Origin of the sequence: Tritonibacter horizontis (assembly GCF_001518015.1) — a bacterium.
GTDB lineage: Bacteria > Pseudomonadota > Alphaproteobacteria > Rhodobacterales > Rhodobacteraceae > Epibacterium > Epibacterium horizontis.
The window spans coordinates 18,989-37,614 of the sequence record NZ_LPUY01000103.1 but is presented as its reverse complement, the minus strand read 5'-3'; the positions used below and the strand labels follow the sequence as shown (position 1 = coordinate 37,614).

Genomic DNA, 18,626 nt, shown 5'->3' with positions numbered 1-18,626 from the left:
GCCGGGCTCCCTGCTGACGCAGGGCGCGGTCGTCGGCTTTCTGACAACCGCCCGGTTGAGGCCTCCCGTTGGCAGGCGAAGGCGACCTGCCTGCCTGCCGCCCGCCTGACCTACTGCCTGCTGCTACCGTGCTGCAAGAAAATCGAGGTTGGTCCGCACCATAGGCCATTCGGCGGCGGTGATGGAATAAACCGCTGTGTCGCGCAGGCTGCCATCTGGCAGGATCATATGGGCGCGCAGAATACCATCCAGCCGGGCCCCGAGCCGTTCGATGGCTGCGCGGCTCTGCCGGTTCAGGAAATGGGTGCGGAACTCCACCGCTATAGCGTCCTTGGCCTCGAAGGCATGGGCGAGCATAAGCCGCTTGATCGCGGTGTTCAGCCCGCTGCGCTGCACCGCCTTGCGATACCAGGTGGAGCCGATCTCGACCCGCCGATTGCTGTGGTCGATGTTCATATAGGTGGTCATGCCGACGGCGCGGCCGGTGGCGTCGAGGATGGCAAAGGGCACCATGCTGCCGCTGTCCAGCAGGGCCAGTCGGCGGTCGATCTCTGCCGCCACCGCGTCGGGGGCCGGAACGGTCGTGTACCACAGGCGATGCAACGCGCCATCGGCGGCAGCTTCGGCCAGGGCGGGGCCGTGATCGTGGCTGAGCGGGACCAGCGCGGCGCGGTCACTGGAAAGTTCGGTCGGGGTCATCCACATGAGAAGGAGCCTTTTGCATGTCGTGTTCGAGAGGTCCATTGCCCGACAGGCGGCCCGGATGAAAGGGCCACCTGTCTGGATCTGTAGAGGACCAATTTCACGGCCCAACGCCGTTGACAAAACGCGCCGCAGGCTGGGCGTCGGCGATCAGCCGAAGACGGTCGTCAGTGCCTTGTCCACGGCATCGGTGATCTGGTCGATGTCTGCGGCCGTGGCGATCAGCGCGGGCGAGAAACACAAGGTGTTGTTGCGGCCCGGCACGGAGCGGTTGGTCACGCCAATGATGACGCCGTGATTGCCGGCCTCTGCCACGACCCTTTGCGCCAGCGCTTCGTCCACAGGTTCCTTGGTGTCGCGGTCGCTGACCAGTTCCGCGCCCAGAAACAGACCCTTGCCACGCACGTCGCCGATAACGGCGTGTTTTTCCTTCAGCGCCTCGAGGTTGGCCATCATCCGCGCGCCCATGGCGGTGCAGTTGTCCAGGAGGTTCTCGTCCTCGATGATGCGCATGTTTTCCAGGGCTGCCGCCGGTCCGGCGGTACAGCCGCCAAAGGTGGAGATATCACGGAAATAGTTCATCTTGTCGGAGGGGTCGTCCTTGAACAGATCAAAGACCTCTTCGGTGGCCACCATGCAGGCAATCGCCGCATAACCCGAGGCGACGCCTTTGGCCATGGTCACAAAATCGGGCTGGATGCCGTAGTGCTGATAGCCAAACCAGGTGCCTGTGCGGCCCAGACCGCAGACCACTTCGTCGATGTGCAGAAGGATGTCGTACTGTTTGCAGATCTCCTGCACGCGCGGCCAATAGCCCTCGGGCGCCTCGATGACACCGCCGCCTGCGGTGACCGGCTCCAGACACAGCGCGCCGACGGTTTCAGGGCCTTCGCGCAGGATCACCTCTTCGATCAGGTTGGCCGCCGCAAGGCCGAACGCCGCGCCCGACAGATGTTCCAGCCCCAGCTCGTGCTTGCGATACTCCATGCAGTGCGGAACCTTGACGAAATCGGGCGCGAAGGGGCCGTACTGCATGTTGCGCTCTTCCTGACCGCCTGCGGACATCGCAGCGAGGGTGGAGCCATGATAGTCGCGGTCGCGGTAAAGGATCTTGGTCTTCTTGCCGCCGTATTTCTTGTGCGCGATCTGGCGCACCATCTTGAACGCCTTCTCGTTGGCCTCGGAACCGGAGTTGCAATAATAGACGCGCGACATGCCGGGCATCTTGTCGATCAGCTTCTCGGCAAAAAGCGCACCGGGAACAGACCCTGCGGCCTGGGCGAAATAGCACATTTTCATGGTCTGGTCGTAGACCGCCTTGGCAATGCTTTCACGGCCATAGCCGACGTTGACGGTCCAGACGGCGCCGGAGACGGCATCCAGCCATTCCTTGCCATTCTGATCCCAGACGCGCATGCCTTTACCCTCGACGATGATCCGCGGATCGGAGGTTTCAAAGGGTTTGTGCTGCACGAGGTGGTGCCAGACGTGTGCCTTGTCGGCGGAAATCACGTGGCTGAGGTCGTTGTCGGTGAACGTGCCGTGCATGACAGGCCCTTTCTGAAGTGAGAACGCGCGGTCACGCCCTGGCTGTCGCAGGGCGGAGTCCGTTGGGGGTCACCAAAGGGGAAATTTCGCAATAGGGATAGGTCCAGATGCAAGCGAGATTTGAGACCACATCAGAGCGGCTGCCGCAGGTCGGCCGGGGTCAGCTGCCGGTGTAGTCCAGATACCACGCAACAAAGCGCGCGACGCCGTCCTGGACGCTGGTTTGTGGGGCAAATCCGGTCAACCGGTGCAAGAGCGTGGTATCGGCCCATGTGGCGGGCACATCTCCGGCCTGCATTGGCATGAAATTCTTGCGGGCCTCGCGGCCCAGAGCGGCCTCCAGTGCGCCGATATAGTCCATCAGGGGGACGGACTGACCGTTGCCGATGTTGACAACCCGCCAAGGCGCCACCGGAGAGAGGCTGTCGTCGGCCAGTGGCTGGCCCGAGGTGAGCCGTTCAGGAACCGCGTCCACCAAAAGCCGGATGCCGGTGACAAGATCGTCGATATAGGTGAAGTCCCGCTTCATCTCGCCATGATTATAGATATCAATCGGCACGTCGGAGAGGATGGCTTTGGTGAATTTGAAAAGCGCCATGTCCGGGCGGCCCCACGGCCCATAGACGGTAAAGAAGCGAAACATGGTGACCGGCAGATCGTAGAGATGGGCATAGGAATGCGCCATGCTTTCGGTCGCTTTTTTGGTGGCGGCATAAAACGACATCTGGTGGTCGGCTTGTTCGGTTTCCCGATAGGGCATTGCCGTGTTGGAGCCATAGGCCGAGCTGGTCGAGGCCAGCAGAAGGTGGCGCGGCGGCACCGCCCGTGCTGCTTCGAGCAGTTCAAAGGTTCCGACAAGGTTGGAGTCCAGATAGCTGCGCGGATTGTCGATGGAATAGCGAACACCGGCCTGCGCGGCGAGGTGGATCACGACGTCTGGTTGAACCTCCTGCATCAGCGACATCAACAGACCCGGAGTCTCCACCGCGCCGATGACCGCGCGAAACCCGGGCAAGGCTGCGAGCATTCGGTGCCGCGCCTCTTTCAGGGTGACATCATAGTAGTCTGTCATCGCGTCCAGTCCGACCACCTGATACCCGTCCCGCAACAATCGCTGGCAGCAGTGAAACCCGATGAATCCTGCGGATCCGGTCACGAGGGCGGTTGGCATGGCGGTCTCCAGTGTTCTGCGGCGGGTCCGTGCGGTCTAGGTGTCATCTCGGGCGGCAAAGTCAACCCTGTTGCACCGTTGCATCGCGGCCTCGCGCGGGGGCGGCAGCGTGGCGCCACAGCGGCTGCGGGCGCGGGCGGGGACCGGAGTTGAGGCTGGGCCGGCAGGATTGTACCTGTTACGCACCGAGGCATTGCACTGCAATGTGCTGCGGTTGCACTATCGGGGCAGCCGGATCGTTTGGATGGCCGGATGCCTGCCCCTCAAGGAGACAATGATGAGTCAATATGCACAGACCCCCGGCACCAATATCGCTGATGTGATCTGCGATTTGCGCAGCGATACGGTGACTCGCCCTGATGCAGGCATGCGGGCCGTCATGGCGGCAGCAGAGGTGGGGGATGATGTTTATGGCGAAGATCCGGCTGTCAACCAGCTGGAGCGCAGCCTGGCGGAGCGGTCCGGGATGGAGGCGGCACTGTTCCTGCCCACCGGAACCCAGAGCAACTTTGTGGCCTTGCTGTCCCATTGTGGCCGGGGCGAAGAAATCATAACCGGGCGCGACTATCACATTTACAAATACGAGGCGGGGGGCGCATCGGCACTGGGCGGCATCGTGATGGACCCGCTGGCCGTCGCGCCGGATGGCGGATTGCGCCCCGAGGAGATTGCCGCTGCGATCAAGGATGACGATTCCCACCATCCGATTTCGCGCCTGCTGTCGATGGAAAATACCCACAACGGCAAGGTCGTCCCGCTTGCGCGGCTGGATCAATGCATCTCTGTGGCGCGGTCTGCGGGGCTGTCGGCGCATCTGGACGGGGCACGGGTGTTCAACGCCGCGATCGCGCTGGGCTGTGATCTGGCCGACATCGCGGGGCGTTTTGATACGGTGTCCATCTGCCTTTCCAAGGGGCTTGGGGCACCGGTCGGTTCGGTCCTTGTTGGTCCCGAAGCTTTCATCGCCAAGGCGCGCCGCTGGCGCAAAATGGTCGGTGGCGGCATGCGGCAAGCAGGCGTGCTGGCTGCGGCGGGGCTATATGCGCTGGAGCACAATGTGGCCCGTCTGGCCGAAGACCACGCCCGTGCGACGGAACTTGCAGAAACCCTGCGAGGCCTGGGGGCGGGGGCGGTTGAGCAGAACACCAATATGGTGTTCTTCTCCCCGGAGGCGCAGGACAACGCGGCCCTGGGCCAGAGGCTCGCCGCGCAGGGGATTGTGATCTCGGCGGGTGGGTCCGGCGCCATCCGCATGGTCTTGCACAAAGATATTGGCGATGACGCCTTCGCGCTCCTGCAATCCGCCCTCAAGTCACATTACGCCTGAGCCATCCGGGCGGTGGGAGAACCGGGCGGTGCGCAAACTGGATAGCTGACGAACCTAGATACCTGAAAAGCCTGCCTGGGTCGGCGCATCACGACCTTCGCAAGCTGCAATCCGGGCGAGTGTCAAAGGGGGCGGCTCCCGCCCCCAGACACAGCAGCAAAGCTGCTCAGCCTGACGTTGGGCGTGGCGCCTGCGCGCAGACGCGCGGCGCGCCTGTTGCGCCCTGCGGGCACAACAGGCCTGGCCCATTCAGATGGGATCGCACAATATAAATCTGGACGCCGCCGCCCACAGTCGACGGTCAGCGCGGGGTTTCCCGAAGCGGCTCAGATCTCTTTGCGAGCCCGAAGTGCGGCAGAAATCGTGCCATCGTCGAGGTAGTCCAACTCGCCCCCGATCGGGACGCCCTGCGCCAGCGATGTCAGCTTCACACGCCCTGAGAGCTGATCTGCGATGTAGTGGGCGGTGGTCTGTCCGTCGATGGTCGCGTTGAGGGCAAGAATGACCTCGGTCACGCCTTCGCTGGTCACCCGGTCCACCAGACGCGGAATGCGCAGGTCCTCCGGCCCCACGGCGTCCAGCGCCGACAATGTCCCGCCCAGCACATGGTATCGGCCCTTGAAGACCGCAGCGCGCTCCATCGCCCAGAGGTCAGCCACATCTTCGACCACACAGAGTTCGCCATTCTCGCGTGTCGCATCCGCGCAAAGGGCGCAGATCTCGCGGGTTCCGACATTGCCGCAGTTGAGGCATTCCCGCGCGGTTTCGGCAACCCGGCTCATGGCATCCGCCAGCGGCGTCAGAACCAGCGCGCGTTTGCGGATAAGGTGCAGCACAGCGCGCCGGGCCGAGCGTGGTCCCAGTCCCGGCATCTTTGCCATCAAGGCAATCAGCGTTTCGATCTCGCGCATATCCTGTTCGGCCATGACCTCACCCTGTTCCGCATATGTTCAATTAGGTCGCATCGTTGGGAAAAGTGCAAGCGCAGGCTGCTCTGTCGCTGACGCATGGGGGCGCTCTGAAACGCAGAGACCGGCCCAGGCGACCCGCAGGCCATGACAAAAACTGCCCACCGCGCGCCGGGTCACGAAAAAAGGCGACCGCCTGGCCGCCTTTCGCCGCTGTGACCAAAGCAAAGGCCCCTAGAAGGGCAGCTTCATATCCTTGGGCAGGCCAAGTCCCTCTGTCAGTTGCGCCATTTCCGCCTGGGCGCGCTCGGCGGCCTTGGCCTGCGCATCCTTGACGGCGGCGAGGATCAGGTCTTCGACCACTTCCTTGTCATCGCTGTTGAAGATCGAGGGGTCGATATCGAGCGACTTCAGATCTCCCTTTGCAGAGGCCGTCGCCTTCACGAGGCCTGCACCGGCTTCGCCGACGACCATGATGTTATGCAGCTCTTCCTGCATTTCACCCATTTTGGTCTGCATCTCCTGGGCTTTTTTCATCATCCCGGCCATATCGCCGAGGCCACCAAGACCTTTGAACATATCCTATCACTCCTGATGTCAGGTTGCCTTGTTAGATACGTGCGGTGGTCGGCGCAGGCAAGGGCAAAGCCCGGAACGTCGCGGTATCACCGATGTGGTTTTGCGCAGCACGCCCGATACCGCAGCCGGGGGCCCTGACGATGGCCGACCTGCTTATTCTTCGAAGGGATCCCATTCATCCTCGACCTCGGGCAAGGCCTCGGCCTGAACTTCGGCTTCCAACTCTTCCGGGGTTCGGATCTTGGTGATCCTGGCAGTGGGAAAGCGGGCCAGAACGGCCTGTACCAGCGGATGTTCCGTTGCCTTTTCCCGCAGGGCGGTGTCGGCGGCGTCGCGCAGCTCGGCGATTGTCGGCGCATCGCCATCGGGGGAGATCGAGACCACCCAGCGGCTGCCGGTCCAGTTCTGCAGTGCGGTGCCCAGTCGTGCCGCCAGATCCCTGGAGGCCTGCGCCGCTGGGGTAAAGGTGATCCGACCGGGCTGGTAGGACACCAGCCGTATGCCGCCCTCGACCTCGACCAGCAATTTCACATCGCGGTGATGTCGGATCAGCTCCAGAATATGGTCAAAACTTGGATATCTGGCCAGGGCTGTATCGGTTTGTGGCGCGACGGCCAGGGCCTGCCCGCCCCCTGACGACATGGTGGGCCCACTGCCCTGGCTCCCACCGGGTGCGCCCTGCGGCGGGGCGGAGGCGTAGGCCGGAGCCCCGCCCCCCCCGCTCGCCGCAGGCGATCCCCGGCTCTGCAGGGGATGTCCACCATTGCCGATTTCGGCGCCGGGGGGCGGCGGGGGCGTGTCCTGCAGTTTGCGCAACAATTCTTCGGGTGAAGGCAGGTCGGCCACATGGGTCAGGCGGATGATCGCCATCTCGGCTGCCATCATCGCATTGGGCGCGGCGGCGACTTCTTCCAGCGAGGTCAACAACATCTGCCACATGCGCGTCAGCACGCGCATCGGCAGGCGGTTGGCCATGTCCTGACCTCGGCGACGTTCATCCGGGCTGATGGTGGGGTCTTCGGCGGCGTCCGGTGTGATCTTCACGACCGACACCCAATGCGTGATCTCGGCCAGATCGCGCAGCACCGCCATCGGGTCCGCCCCTTCGGCATATTGGCCGGACAGCTCTGTCAGCGCCGCCGCGGCATCGCCACGCAGGATCATGTCCATCAGGTCCAGCACGCGCCCACGGTCCGCCAGCCCCAGCATCGCGCGCACCTGGTCGGCCGTGGTTTCGCCGGCCCCGTGAGAAATCGCCTGATCCAGCAGCGAGGTGGCGTCCCTTGCCGAGCCTTCGGCGGCCCGGGTGATCAGGGCCAGGGCATCCTCGGCGATTTGAGCGCCCTCGGCCGCAGCGATCCGCTGCAGAAGCGCGATCATCACTTCGGGTTCGATCCGGCGCAGGTCAAACCGCTGGCAGCGCGACAGAACGGTCACCGGTACCTTGCGGATCTCGGTGGTGGCAAAGATGAACTTCACATGCGCGGGCGGTTCTTCCAGCGTCTTCAACAGCGCGTTGAAGGCGGAAGTCGACAGCATGTGGACCTCATCTATGATATAGATCTTGTAACGGGCCGAGGCCGCACGATAGGCGACGCTATCAATGATTTCGCGAATGTCGCCGACGCCGGTGCGCGATGCCGCGTCCATCTCCATCACGTCAACGTGGCGACCTTCCATGATGGCCACGCAATGTTCGCAGGTGCCGCAGGGTTCCGTCGTCGGCCCGCCGGCGCCATCGGGGCCGATGCAATTCATGCCCTTGGCGATGATCCGCGCGGTGGTGGTTTTCCCCGTCCCGCGGATGCCGGTCATGATAAACGCCTGCGCGATCCGGTCGGCGGCAAAGGCGTTCTTCAGCGTCCGCACCATCGCATCCTGGCCGACCAGATCGGCAAAAGTCTCGGGCCGGTATTTGCGCGCCAGAACTTGGTAAGGGCCGGATGAGGTCCCAGCAGGGGTATCGGGGCTGTGCTCGCTCATGGGGGCCTTTCGGGTCTGTCAAAGGCAGCGTGGAGGGTCCTGTCGGCCGGGGGGCCGGATTCGCCTCTGCTGCAGGGTCTTTGGTGCAAACTAAGGGGCGCTGCGGCGTTCGTCCACCGCTCTTGCGCCTGGACCACATTGGTCAGCTCTTTGAGGCGGGGGCGCAAAAAAGACTCCCCGACCGGGCCGAGCCGAGTCTAAGGTAATAGACGCTCGATCGCGGTATTTGTGCGCGGTGTTTCCCGGGGGGGATTAAATGGTAAGTGTTTCCGACCGACAGTTTGTGCAGACAGACCAGAACCACGTCCAATGTCAGGCCCAGACCCTGACCCTGCATGCGTTGTCCGTTGCCGACGGCATTCTCGCGCTGAGCCCGGTGCCGGGTGCGGGCGGGCTCTACAAGCAGGATCTCCACCTGATCAGAGAATGGCGCCCCTCCATCGTGATCACCCTCACCACCCGTGTCGAGCATGTGATCCTGGGGGTCGAAACCCTCGGCTCTGATATCCAGGGTTTGGGCAGTCGCTGGTTCCACATGCCGATCGAGGACTATCAGATTCCGGCCGGGGCCGTGCATGAACGCTGGCCCGAAATCAGCGCCTTGGCACGGCAGGCCTTGACCGGCGGCGGTCGGGTGCTGGTCCATTGCAAAGGCGGCTGCGGGCGGTCTGGTATGATTGCGCTGCGGCTGATGATCGAATGCGGCGAACGCCCGGATGCCGCGCTGGCGCGTTTGCGGGCCGTGCGACCCTGCGCAGTGGAAACCGATGCGCAGATGGCCTGGGCCTATGGCAGGCGGCGCAAGACCCCGCGGGCGTGACGCGGCAGGCGCGGGCAGGTTGATTGGGTCGACACTGCGGCGCCTTGTGGCATTGGACCTGAACGACCAAACCCTGCCACGGCTGTTTTAACCGGTTTCTGGACACCGCAGGCCCGGTCGGATTGAAAACGCATTTTCCGGTCGTGCCGGATCGTCCATCAAAGGCATGTGAACGCAGACGGCCAGCCCGCCCAGTTCTTTTGACTGAGAAAAAGACAATTGCAAATCCATCGCCAAACAAAGCTCGGAGACAATCGACAGGCCAAGCCCATGCCCGCGGTCTGCGGTCAGGGAGGGTTTTCCACGATTGTGTCTTTTGGTCAAAAGCGCAATTTCGGATGATGACAGGCCGGGGCCATTGTCCGATATTGTCACGATAACCCCATTTTTTGAGGTCTCGCATTGCACCAGAATTCGCCCCGGCCGCGCGCAATAGTTTATCGCGTTGCCAATCAGGTTCTGAAAAACGATCTGAAGCGAGGTTTCAGGCAATAGGACCATGACCGGGGTGTCGGCGATCAGTTCAACATCCAGTTCCTTTTGCAGGGCGGCCGGGGCGCGCTCGATCAGTACGTCCTTTAGGACCTCGCGCAGATCAACCGGGTGCGTGGCTGTATCGGCCTGCGATTCGGCAAAGGCCAGATCCAGCAATTGGCCCACCTGTCGCGCCGAGCGCAGCGCCGAGCTGCGGATCTTGTCAAGCTGGGCTTTGACACCCTCTGACACGTCCTGAACGGGCACCGCGTCGATCTGGGCAATGATCCCGGTCAGCGGTGTGCGCAGTTCATGCGCCGCGTTGGAGATGAATTCGCGTTCGCGCAGCAAGGTCCGGCGCAGATCACCCAGAAATGTATTTGTCGCATCTGCGATGGGCCTGAGTTCCGACGGGACTGACAGCTCTATTGGGTCGAGCCTTGTGGAGTGTCGTTCTGAGACCGCTCTGGCCAGCCGGTGGATCGGACGCAGCCCGACGTGGATCGAGCGGCGGATCAGCCACAGCATGCCGCCCATGACCAAAAGGAAAACGACCACTGTATAGCCGACGATTTCAAGCGAGGCGAGGTAGGTTTCCTGCTTCAGGACTCCGACGGCGACGACCGCATTGGTCTTGGGGTCGTGCTGGCGTTCCATCAGATAGGTGCGTCCCTCCACCACGATGCGGTCGCCTGACAGGGTGGAGAGGTCCGGCGGCTCGGCCGACCAGGAGGCATAGGTGACCTGCGCGCCGTCATGGATGAACAGTACATATTCGCGATTTTGTTCGCCGGCCTGCGGCGGGTCTTGATGCAGGTTGGAAAAGGTGCTTGGCGCGGCAGTTCTGGCAAGCGTCAGTATCAGGTCGGCGGCGTGGCGCGATTGGCTTTGCAATTCGCTGCGAAATTCCTGGGCCACCATCAAAAACACAACGATGCAGAGAGAAATGCTACAGGACGCGGTGGCCGCCAGCACCCGGAGAAAAACGGTTTGTTGGATGGTTTTCATCAATCGTCACGCGGCATGAGATAGCCAAGCCCCCGGATGGTTTTGATATAGTCCGATCCGATCTCGCGTCGGATCTGCGAAACGAAAACCTCGATTGTGTTGCTCTCGACGTCGCCGTTCCAGCCATAGAGCTGGGATTCGATCATGGATTTGGTCAGAACCCGGCCCCGGTTTTCGATGAAATACTGAAGAAGCTGAAACACTTTGGGCTTCAGCCGGAGCGGTCGGTCACCGATGCTGCCCTGACTGGCCCCGGTGTCGAGGGTCAGATCCCGGTGCCTCAGAACAGTTGGGGTCCAGCCGCCGCGCCGCCGGGCGAGGGCGCGACAGCGCGCCATCAACTCGTCCATATCAAAGGGTTTGGTCAGATAGTCATCGGCCCCGAGGTTCAGGGCTTCGACACGGGCGGTGACGGCGTATCGCGCAGTAAAGACCAGAACCGGAACGGTGCAGTCGCGTTGACGCAGAAGGCGCAGGAAATCCAAACCATCCGCCCCCGGCAGCCCCAGATCCAATACGATCACATCAAAATCTGCATCGGCGTCTTTGGCGGACAAATCCGCGCAGCTGACGAGGTGATCGAGCTGCACACCATCGCGGCGAAACCGGATGCCGACGGCATCTGCGATGATGTCATCATCCTCTATAAGCAATACGCGCATCTGTGTTCCTTTGGTGGGCGGCTCTCTCATCGCAGCAAGCTTAACGCAACCTGAACGGGCTTTTTACTCTGCTCAGCCTGTGTTCAGGTTTCTGTCCGAAAGAGCGGCGTTTGCAACGTGGGGCCGTGACATGATCTTGCCAGAAGGTCCTCGAGAAATGGCATTTCACTGCCTCCGGTCCCGCATGTCCAAAAACCTCAGGAGGAATGACATGTCAAAGCACGCCTTGATTTCGCTCGGCGTCGCGCTCGCGATGTTCACCATGGGCACCACCGCCCCTTCGGCTCAACAGATGGATGGCAGCATGTTCCGCGCGATTGGCGATGGGGACTGGTATCATCCTGTCGAACCGGACAATTGGGTTTATCTCGGGGGCGAAGAGGACGAGATCATGGAGGTTCTCACCCGGATCGAGCAGGCCGAAGGGGTGCGTGCCAACCCCGAACAGCCAGATACGATCCGCGCATTCCGCCCGGGCAATTGGGTGTATGAGTTCAGCGCCGCCGGAGATCAGGCCATGGCCGAGGGCCGCTATCGGGCCGCGATAACCTACTACCACACCGCCGCAGCCCCCCATAGCAATCAGCCCGGCATGGCCGAGGCCCTGGAAAACGCGCGTGCGGCCTATGCGAGGGCCATGGAGGGGGTCGCGACCTATGAAGAGATCCAGCTGGACCGCGACGGGCACAGCTTTACCGCCCATCTGCATCTCCCGGCGGGCGCGGGTCCATTTCCGGTATTGGTGTTTTCCAACGGCTCCGACATGTCCAGCGTTCTGGCGATGACCTATTTCACCGAGCATCTGATGCCCAAGGGGATCGCGTATCTGAGCATCGACATGCCTGGCCTGGGGCGTTCGGGTGCCTTTGACATGGCGGATGGGCAGTCGGAGAAGCTGCATTTGGCGGCGATTGACTGGGCCAAGTCCGACCCAAGGTTGCAAAACAACAACATCTTTGCACAGGGCGTCAGTTTTGGCGGCCATTCCGCCGCGCGTCTGTGGGCGCTGCACCCGGAGCTTGACCTGGCCGGGGTGATCTATACCTGCGGCCCGCTGCACGCGCCGTTTCTGGCCTCTGCCGAGGTCTATGCGCAGTTGCCGCAATTCACGACGGATGGGCTGAAAACCCGGATCGGCCTGCCGCTTGACGCTTCGTGGGAGACGTTTGCCGATAAGGTCCGCGTCTTTGCGGTGGGAAAATCCGGTGCATTCGAGGGGGATCCGATCACAACGCCACTCTTTGCGGTGACAACGCATAACGACCCGGTGGCGCCTTTGGCGGAGATGTCCAAACTGACCGAACGTGGCACGGATGTCGATACGCTGGTCTTTCACGAAGAGGGACATTGCCCGGAACATAAATACCGCGAGCCGGTGATCGCGGCCTGGATCGCAAGCAAGGTCCGTCCCTAAGCGATCCGCAAGGTTTGGCGATGGACTGGGCGGGGGATTGTTACATCGCCCGCCCAGTCCACTTTTTGTGGCTCCGAGGGCCAGCGCATTCTGAAACCGGGGGGCGGAGGGCAGGGCTGCCGGAATCTGACCTTTCGCCTTGATGCGGAATTCTGTGAAGGACCCGCAAGCCTGACCTGCAGATAAATCGCATGGCGCTCTGCGGGTGTTTTCAAATAGAAACAAACGTCAAAATTGCAAAAAAAATGAAAAGCGGTCTCTGGATTAGGGGGGTGTCAAGGACCCATTGCGTAGGTTTCGGCTACACGACCTTACCTCAAGGGTGCCTGAATGTTTTTCAAACGAAAACCGCCGAAGGACCATACTGTGTCCGACGATCACATGATGAGTGAGATGATTAATCGCACTCAGGCCGTAATCGAATTCGAACCTGATGGCACAATCATTCGCGCAAATGAAAATTTTCTAAAGACGCTCGGTTATTCCGCTGAGGAAATTATTGGCCAGCATCACAGAATGTTCGTTTACGAAACATTCGCCAAAACAGAACGCTACAAAAAGATGTGGGAAGATCTCGCGGAAGGGGCCTTTATGGCCGATCAATTCCCGCGCGTGCGCAAGGATGGCGAGGTGGTTTGGATCCAGGCCACATATGCACCACTTCTCGACGACGATGGCAAGGTCCTGCGGATCATGAAAATCGCGACGGATATTACCCAGCGCCGGGGCGAGTTGCTGAGTATCGCGACCGCCCTTGAAGAGCTGCGGGACGGCAATTTGACCCACCGGTGCAAGGCCTCGGATCTGGATGATATTCAACGCCTGTCGAGTTCCTACAATCAGGCCGTTGAGGCGCTTGAACAAGCGATGTCTACCGCCGGAGCGGTCGCGCATCGGGTGGAGACCACCGCCGACGAGCTTCAGTCCTCTTCCGGGGAATTGTCGCAACGGACCGAAAATCAGGCGGCGACACTCGAACAGACCGCGGCCGCTGTGGAGCAACTGACCGCAACGGTTCGTTCCGCGGCCGAAGGCGCAAAAGACGTGGAAGCGACCGTCAGAACCGCGCGCGATACGGTCGAAAAAAGCGGCGAGGTGGTGACGGACACGATCAAGGCGATGTCGCAGATCGAGGACTCCTCCAACGAGATCTCGAAAATCATTTCGGTCATTGACGACATTGCGTTCCAGACCAATCTGCTTGCGCTCAATGCCGGGGTCGAGGCGGCGCGGGCTGGCGACGCCGGTCGCGGCTTTGCCGTTGTCGCCTCCGAGGTGCGCGGTCTTGCACAGCGTTCGGCAGATGCTGCCGGTGAGATCAAGGGGCTGATCACGCAAAGCTCGATCCATGTGACCAATGGCGTGACACTGGTGGCGCGGTCCGGAACCGAACTGGAAACGATCATCAAAAGCATCAATTCCATTGCCGCAAATGTCACTGAGATTGCCCGTGGCGCTGAGGAACAGGCGGTCACCCTGAACGAGATAAATACAGGCATTGGCCAACTGGATGGTGTCACACAAACCAATGCAGCGATGGTCGAAGAAACCACGGCTGCCAGCACCAGCCTGGCACAGGATGCCAAGGAAATGACGCGTGAGATTGCCCGCTTTAAGATCGGGGGCGGGTCAGGCGCCAGTCAGATGCCGTCTGGCCAAGCGGATCAAGACTGTATCGCAGCGGAATAAGCGTTGCGGGTTCTGAGCGCGCCATTTTGGTGGGCTTTTGTCTGCGGCTATCGTTGCCACCTTGGCGGTCTACCTATGCGCGCCCCACCTACAGTCGGTTCGCCAGCTGCGCGTGCGGCTGGCTCCGACTGGGCCAAATTGCGGCGCTGTGCGGCGGTATTGATTGCCCGTCCCTGCGGAGCCACGCCGTGTGCCAAGGTTCCGAAACACCGGGAGGCGCGGGTTAAGACGACCGCCTTCGAGTGTGACGGCGCGTACCTTCCCCTGCCACATAGACATGTTTTCTGGTGCGCGAACGGGTCTCTAAACGGCAAGGCACCCTTGCAGGAAAGGCCCTTGTGACATCTCAAAAATCTGGCGGAGAGAGAGGTGAGAGGTTGGACATCGACCCAAGCGGGGCTCGTTGTGGCTGCTTCCTTCCGGACCTGACCAGGTTGGCGAGGCGCTCGCCCGCGCCAACCTCTCGAATCCCGATATAGGGAAGTGACCGAAAAATGACAACCCACAGCGCGCGGGTTTCCAATGCGGTAGGATGGCCACACTGGGCGTCGGCCTGCCGAGGTCAGAGCGAAAGGTAGAGGGCCAGGAATCCGTCCTCCGTGACCTCAACCCGGTGGGCGAGACCGGCGGGCAGCTCGGTCAAGAAAGGTCGCGCCCCGGGTCCGGTGAGGGCGCAGGCGTCGACGCCCAGGTGTTTGCAGAACCGCCAAGGGTAGGGCTGTGCGGTCAATGGATCGGGGGCGAGGTCGCTCTCGATATAGGCCGTGACGGCATCCCGCACCATTTGCGGGGGCAGCGGCAGCCGGGGCAAATTGTCCAGCATCTGGAAATTGCCGCCGCCCGTCGTGCGGTAGCTGTTGAGTGCGACGGCGAACATCTGGTCGCGCTTGACCGGTGCGCCCTGCCAACGGAGATTGCGAATACGCCCCTCGCCGTCACCGATACGCCGCCCTTCTGCGTCAAAAAGCGCCGCCGCAGTGGGGTCAATTTCATACTCCAGCCCGAAGATCACATCAAAGTTGTGACCGGCCCGGTCCTTATTTTCCAATCGCATCGGTGGGCTTCCGGTCTTGGTCGGAGCGAGGCGGTTGAAAAAACCGGCTGACATTTCCAGCCAATCGCGCAGGCGCGCGCCATCGAGCAGCACGCAGCGCAGCTCGTTTGGGAACACGCAAATATCGGCCACATGCCGCCGCGACAAAAGCCCACCGGGAACATCGGTGTAATTGCGCGGCCCGGCCCGACCGCCGAATTTTGCGGGCGCGACGGCAGACAAAAGCGGATAATTGGCCAGGTCAGAGGCGTTCAGCGTCGGGCGAACGGCCGCGGCCTGGGCCGCTGCAGTGAGCGCCAGTGCGCGATCCTCGCCGATGAACGTGAAATAAGAATGATGCGGCTTGTCCACATAGCCAACCGACTGTGCCAGGACGGCGCGGGTGCGCGCGTGCGCGGGCGCCAGAATTCGTACCAGGGCGGGGGCTTCGGGGACCGTTGGGACCAGCCCGTCCGCGCTGCGGGTGCTGATTGGGCGCAGTTCACACCCTGCGTCGGCCACCTGCCAACGGTCTGCGCCCCATTCAAGCGTCAGGTCAATCACTCCGAGATGGGATCCATTTGATCCGGGCATGACCACGGGCACATCGAATTTCTCCGCAGGTCCTGTTTCCGGGGGCAACAACAGATGGGTGTGCCCCCCGATCGCCGCATCCAGTCCGGGCAGTTCCGTCAGCGGTCGCAGGGCGTTTTCCATCCCCGGCGTGATTTGTTCCGGGCCAAGCCCCGTATGCGCCAGCGCGACAACTACATCGGCCCCGGCGGCCCGGAGGTCCGCAATAGACCTACGGGCGGTGTCAACGATATCCTCAAATTGAACGCGCCCCTGCAGGTGATCCGCGTCCCAAATCAAGGTCTGGGGCGGCAAGACCGAAAACAACCCAATCTTGACAGGTGGGCGCGCGGCTCCTTCGCCGGGCAAGGTTCGCGTCAGTATCAGCTGTCGCGACAGCGGCAGGTCGACGGTATCATCGAGGCAACGCAAGTTGGAACAAATGGCCGGGCAGGGCAAGGACTTCAGCGCCTCTCCCAGGACCTCAAGGCCGAAATTGAATTCGTGATTGCCAAGGCCAACCGCATCATAGTTGAGATGCGCAAAGGCTTGCACCGCCGGGGGCATGGCGCCGGGAACACGGGTTTTTGCATCGGCTATGGGGCCGCCTTGCAGCCAGTCGCCATTGTCCAGAAGCAGGCAGAGGCCGCCAAGGGCATCCACCTCGGCGCGGGCCTGCGAAATGAGGCTGCTGGTCCTGCTGAGCCCGATGCCCGGATGCGGGAGGTCGGCGTAATAGTCGTGGCTGAGCAGATTGCTATGGACGTCCGAGGTCGCAAGAAGCCGTAACCTGCGTGAGTTTGGTTTCATTTCTGTACCAGTGCGCGTCATCGCTGCCGCATCACGTTTTGGTCCCGTCTTGTTTCGCCATTCTGGTCGTTCTGGATCTCCCTCCGCAGCCCGAGATGGCTGCGCTGCGTCGGGGGATCCAAATAGTTAACGGCGAGAAGAGCAGGCTTGTCAGGGCGGCGGAACCCTCTGTCGCAGGTTTCTTTCAGATTTTGAAAATTGTGGCATTTATGCTTGAGTCATCAGGCGGATTGCGGCATCGCCTAGCAAAAGACCGGGCAGAGACGATTGATCGCGAACGTAAAATTCGCATGATTGACGGAGCCGTTGTTCGGCAGGCACACCAAAGCGAGGCAACGATGAAACGGGCGGAGCAAGTGACTTTCGGGGGCAGTGGCCTTGATCGGGCGGCGCATCTGCGCGCCAATTCGACAGAGCTGGACCGCCTTTGGTCTGATCCCGCAGCGCAGGTGTTGCTGTTGTGGCGTGGCAAGCCGCTTGCAATGCGGCCGGCCGGTGCCGAACAGGCCGGGCCACTGGCGTTTGTCGCGACCTCGCACTCGGTGCTGAGCGCGGCGCGCCCAGATGCGATCTTTCTGGGGCGCAGCGCGCAAGGGGCCGGGTATTTTGCGGTGGACATCAGTGAGTGGACCCCGCCCGAGGTGGATCTTGCGACCCTGAACACTTTTCTGGACCCAAGCGAACAGCGACACCCCGACCTGCCCGAAGACCATGTCTTTGCCGAATTGCGGGTGATCATGATGGGGTTGTCGCCTCGGGAGGCGGAGCTGGCCGCAACAGCCAAGGCGCTGCTGAGTTGGCACGCCAGCCACCGGTTCTGCGCCCGATGTGGCAATGCGAGCGCCATCGAACAGGCCGGTTGGCAGCGCCGGTGTGTGGCCTGCGCCGCGGCGCATTTCCCCCGGACCGATCCGGTGGTGATCATGCTGGTCACACGCGGCGACCATGTTTTGCTGGGCCGGTCGCCGGGCTGGCCGGAAGGCATGTATTCCCTGCTCGCCGGCTTTGTCGAGCCGGGAGAGACGATGGAGGCCGCGGTGCGGCGCGAGGTTTTCGAGGAGGCAGGCGTGCGGGTCGGCGCTGTCCGTTACCTGGCCAGCCAGCCTTGGGCTTTTCCGATGTCGCTGATGTTCGGCTGCCACGGAGAGGCGGTGAGTGAAGAGATCGACATCGACCCGACAGAGATAGAAGAAGCGTTTTGGCTGAGCAGACAGGACATGATGGATGTGCTGGCCGGACATCATCCAAAAATTCGTCGCCCCCGCAAAGGCGCCATTGCCGGTTTTCTTCTGGAAAACTGGGTTGCGGACACACTCGGGTAACCAACATAGTTTAGGCTAAGCCGGTGTTCGCTGTCCGCGCACATTTTGCCAAGTATCACGGAGCATTTCCAGACATGCAGTTCGAGACCAAGGAAGACATTGAAGGACCAATTGCGGATATTTTCGCCGCGATCACGGATTTTGATACTTTTGAGCGTTCCGCCATTCGACGGGGGGTCGAGGTTCAGCGCCATGGGACGGCGGACAACGCCCTGACCGACCTGTCCTGGGATGTGACCTTTGTGTTCCGCGGCACGGAGCGGAAAATGAAACTGGACGTCGCCGAAAGCGAGCCGCCCAATGCGATCGCGCTGGTGGCAACCGGAAGCGGTATGGTCGGGGACATGAAGGTGGAGCTTTTGGCGCTGTCTCCTCGCCGGACGCGCATGACGGTGCAGTGCAACCTCACCCCCAAAACGCTGGCAGCCCGTCTGCTCGTGCAGTCTCTGAAGCTCGCGCGCAGCAAATTGAACCGCAAGTTCCGCTTGCGCGTGGCCGAGTTTGCCCGCGCAACAGAGGAACGGCTGGGGGTTAGCGTCTGAGCGCGAAACCGGCCATCGGCAGAGGTGGTCACAGGTTTCTACCGCAGGCGGGCCACAGGCT

At 61.8% G+C, this 18,626-nt stretch carries 15 protein-coding genes and 1 other RNA gene; 6 read left to right on the top strand and 10 right to left on the bottom strand.

From position 1 onward, the window contains the following. Positions 1–123: 123 nt before the first annotated feature. From TRIHO_RS19835 to TRIHO_RS19825, 3 genes are all read right to left on the bottom strand, one after another. Complete coding sequence (locus tag TRIHO_RS19835; RefSeq protein ID WP_068247940.1) at positions 124–705, bottom strand: GNAT family N-acetyltransferase; 582 nt, start codon at positions 703–705, stop codon at positions 124–126. A gap of 147 nt (positions 706–852) precedes the next feature. Continuing rightward, complete coding sequence (locus tag TRIHO_RS19830) at positions 853–2,250, bottom strand: aminotransferase family protein (protein WP_068247937.1); 1,398 nt, start codon at positions 2,248–2,250, stop codon at positions 853–855. Between the two features lie 160 nt (positions 2,251–2,410). Beyond that, positions 2,411–3,421: an NAD-dependent epimerase/dehydratase family protein gene (locus TRIHO_RS19825; RefSeq protein WP_068247935.1), complete on the bottom strand. Its 1,011-nt coding sequence runs from the start codon at positions 3,419–3,421 to the stop codon at positions 2,411–2,413. A gap of 277 nt (positions 3,422–3,698) precedes the next feature. Here TRIHO_RS19825 and ltaE point away from each other — a divergent pair, with 277 nt between their 5' ends. Next, entirely contained in the window at positions 3,699–4,748 is a 1,050-nt protein-coding gene (gene ltaE, locus TRIHO_RS19820; RefSeq protein ID WP_082705238.1) for a low-specificity L-threonine aldolase, read from the top strand. Positions 4,749–5,074: 326 nt separating this feature from the next. On the opposite strand, the gene recR is transcribed toward ltaE, so the two are convergent. The 3 genes from recR to TRIHO_RS19805 form a co-directional block, all read right to left on the bottom strand. Then, the gene (recR, locus tag TRIHO_RS19815) at positions 5,075–5,674 is read right to left on the bottom strand and encodes a recombination mediator RecR (protein WP_068247933.1); all 600 of its coding nucleotides are present in this window, start codon (positions 5,672–5,674) and stop codon (positions 5,075–5,077) included. 216 nt (positions 5,675–5,890) lie between these two features. Then, entirely contained in the window at positions 5,891–6,235 is a 345-nt protein-coding gene (locus tag TRIHO_RS19810; RefSeq protein WP_068247931.1) for a YbaB/EbfC family nucleoid-associated protein, read from the bottom strand. Between the two features lie 153 nt (positions 6,236–6,388). Continuing rightward, the gene (locus TRIHO_RS19805) at positions 6,389–8,218 is read right to left on the bottom strand and encodes a DNA polymerase III subunit gamma/tau (RefSeq protein ID WP_068247928.1); all 1,830 of its coding nucleotides are present in this window, start codon (positions 8,216–8,218) and stop codon (positions 6,389–6,391) included. Positions 8,219–8,474: 256 nt separating this feature from the next. Here TRIHO_RS19805 and TRIHO_RS19800 point away from each other — a divergent pair, with 256 nt between their 5' ends. Next, positions 8,475–9,038, top strand: a complete 564-nt coding sequence (locus TRIHO_RS19800) for a protein-tyrosine phosphatase family protein (RefSeq protein ID WP_082705236.1) — start codon at positions 8,475–8,477, stop codon at positions 9,036–9,038. A gap of 87 nt (positions 9,039–9,125) precedes the next feature. Here the strand turns inward: TRIHO_RS19800 and TRIHO_RS19795 are convergent, their stop codons facing one another. Together TRIHO_RS19795 and TRIHO_RS19790 are read right to left on the bottom strand one after the other, a co-directional pair. Next, on the bottom strand, positions 9,126–10,520 hold the full coding sequence (locus TRIHO_RS19795; RefSeq protein WP_068247925.1) for a sensor histidine kinase: 1,395 nt from the start codon (positions 10,518–10,520) through the stop codon (positions 9,126–9,128). Continuing rightward, the gene (locus TRIHO_RS19790) at positions 10,520–11,182 is read right to left on the bottom strand and encodes a response regulator transcription factor (protein ID WP_068247922.1); all 663 of its coding nucleotides are present in this window, start codon (positions 11,180–11,182) and stop codon (positions 10,520–10,522) included. Before TRIHO_RS19790 ends, TRIHO_RS19795 begins: the two co-directional genes overlap by 1 nt. A gap of 211 nt (positions 11,183–11,393) precedes the next feature. On the opposite strand from TRIHO_RS19790, the gene TRIHO_RS19785 reads away from it, so the two are divergent. Both TRIHO_RS19785 and TRIHO_RS19780 read left to right on the top strand, forming a co-directional pair. Then, on the top strand, positions 11,394–12,596 hold the full coding sequence (locus tag TRIHO_RS19785; RefSeq protein WP_068247919.1) for an alpha/beta hydrolase: 1,203 nt from the start codon (positions 11,394–11,396) through the stop codon (positions 12,594–12,596). Positions 12,597–12,926: 330 nt separating this feature from the next. Further along, the gene (locus TRIHO_RS19780) at positions 12,927–14,285 is read left to right on the top strand and encodes a methyl-accepting chemotaxis protein (RefSeq protein WP_082705233.1); all 1,359 of its coding nucleotides are present in this window, start codon (positions 12,927–12,929) and stop codon (positions 14,283–14,285) included. Positions 14,286–14,652: 367 nt separating this feature from the next. Here the strand turns inward: TRIHO_RS19780 and ffs are convergent. Continuing rightward, positions 14,653–14,751, bottom strand: an RNA gene (ffs, locus tag TRIHO_RS19775) — signal recognition particle sRNA small type. A 96-nt stretch (positions 14,752–14,847) separates the two neighbouring features. Next, on the bottom strand, positions 14,848–16,701 hold the full coding sequence (locus TRIHO_RS19770) for a 5'-nucleotidase C-terminal domain-containing protein (RefSeq protein WP_232367843.1): 1,854 nt from the start codon (positions 16,699–16,701) through the stop codon (positions 14,848–14,850). Positions 16,702–17,039: 338 nt separating this feature from the next. Between TRIHO_RS19770 and nudC the strand changes: the two genes are divergently transcribed. Together nudC and TRIHO_RS19760 are read left to right on the top strand one after the other, a co-directional pair. Continuing rightward, positions 17,040–18,023: an NAD(+) diphosphatase gene (gene nudC / locus TRIHO_RS19765; RefSeq protein ID WP_068247953.1), complete on the top strand. Its 984-nt coding sequence runs from the start codon at positions 17,040–17,042 to the stop codon at positions 18,021–18,023. A 74-nt stretch (positions 18,024–18,097) separates the two neighbouring features. Then, positions 18,098–18,565: an SRPBCC family protein gene (locus tag TRIHO_RS19760; RefSeq protein WP_068247913.1), complete on the top strand. Its 468-nt coding sequence runs from the start codon at positions 18,098–18,100 to the stop codon at positions 18,563–18,565. Positions 18,566–18,626: the final 61 nt, after the last annotated feature.

Excerpts from the sequence above, each read along its gene's own strand:
- TRIHO_RS19835 (WP_068247940.1), bottom strand. The coding sequence starts at position 705 with ATGTGGATGACCCCGACCGAACTTTCCAGTGACCGCGCCGCGCTGGTC.
- TRIHO_RS19830 (WP_068247937.1), bottom strand. The coding sequence starts at position 2,250 with ATGCACGGCACGTTCACCGACAACGACCTCAGCCACGTGATTTCCGCC.
- TRIHO_RS19825 (WP_068247935.1), bottom strand. The coding sequence starts at position 3,421 with ATGCCAACCGCCCTCGTGACCGGATCCGCAGGATTCATCGGGTTTCAC.
- ltaE (WP_082705238.1), top strand. The coding sequence starts at position 3,699 with ATGAGTCAATATGCACAGACCCCCGGCACCAATATCGCTGATGTGATC.
- recR (WP_068247933.1), bottom strand. The coding sequence starts at position 5,674 with ATGGCCGAACAGGATATGCGCGAGATCGAAACGCTGATTGCCTTGATG.
- TRIHO_RS19810 (WP_068247931.1), bottom strand. The coding sequence starts at position 6,235 with ATGTTCAAAGGTCTTGGTGGCCTCGGCGATATGGCCGGGATGATGAAA.
- TRIHO_RS19805 (WP_068247928.1), bottom strand. The coding sequence starts at position 8,218 with ATGAGCGAGCACAGCCCCGATACCCCTGCTGGGACCTCATCCGGCCCT.
- TRIHO_RS19800 (WP_082705236.1), top strand. The coding sequence starts at position 8,475 with ATGGTAAGTGTTTCCGACCGACAGTTTGTGCAGACAGACCAGAACCAC.
- TRIHO_RS19795 (WP_068247925.1), bottom strand. The coding sequence starts at position 10,520 with ATGAAAACCATCCAACAAACCGTTTTTCTCCGGGTGCTGGCGGCCACC.
- TRIHO_RS19790 (WP_068247922.1), bottom strand. The coding sequence starts at position 11,182 with ATGCGCGTATTGCTTATAGAGGATGATGACATCATCGCAGATGCCGTC.
- TRIHO_RS19785 (WP_068247919.1), top strand. The coding sequence starts at position 11,394 with ATGTCAAAGCACGCCTTGATTTCGCTCGGCGTCGCGCTCGCGATGTTC.
- TRIHO_RS19780 (WP_082705233.1), top strand. The coding sequence starts at position 12,927 with ATGTTTTTCAAACGAAAACCGCCGAAGGACCATACTGTGTCCGACGAT.
- TRIHO_RS19770 (WP_232367843.1), bottom strand. The coding sequence starts at position 16,701 with ATGAAACCAAACTCACGCAGGTTACGGCTTCTTGCGACCTCGGACGTC.
- nudC (WP_068247953.1), top strand. The coding sequence starts at position 17,040 with ATGAAACGGGCGGAGCAAGTGACTTTCGGGGGCAGTGGCCTTGATCGG.
- TRIHO_RS19760 (WP_068247913.1), top strand. The coding sequence starts at position 18,098 with ATGCAGTTCGAGACCAAGGAAGACATTGAAGGACCAATTGCGGATATT.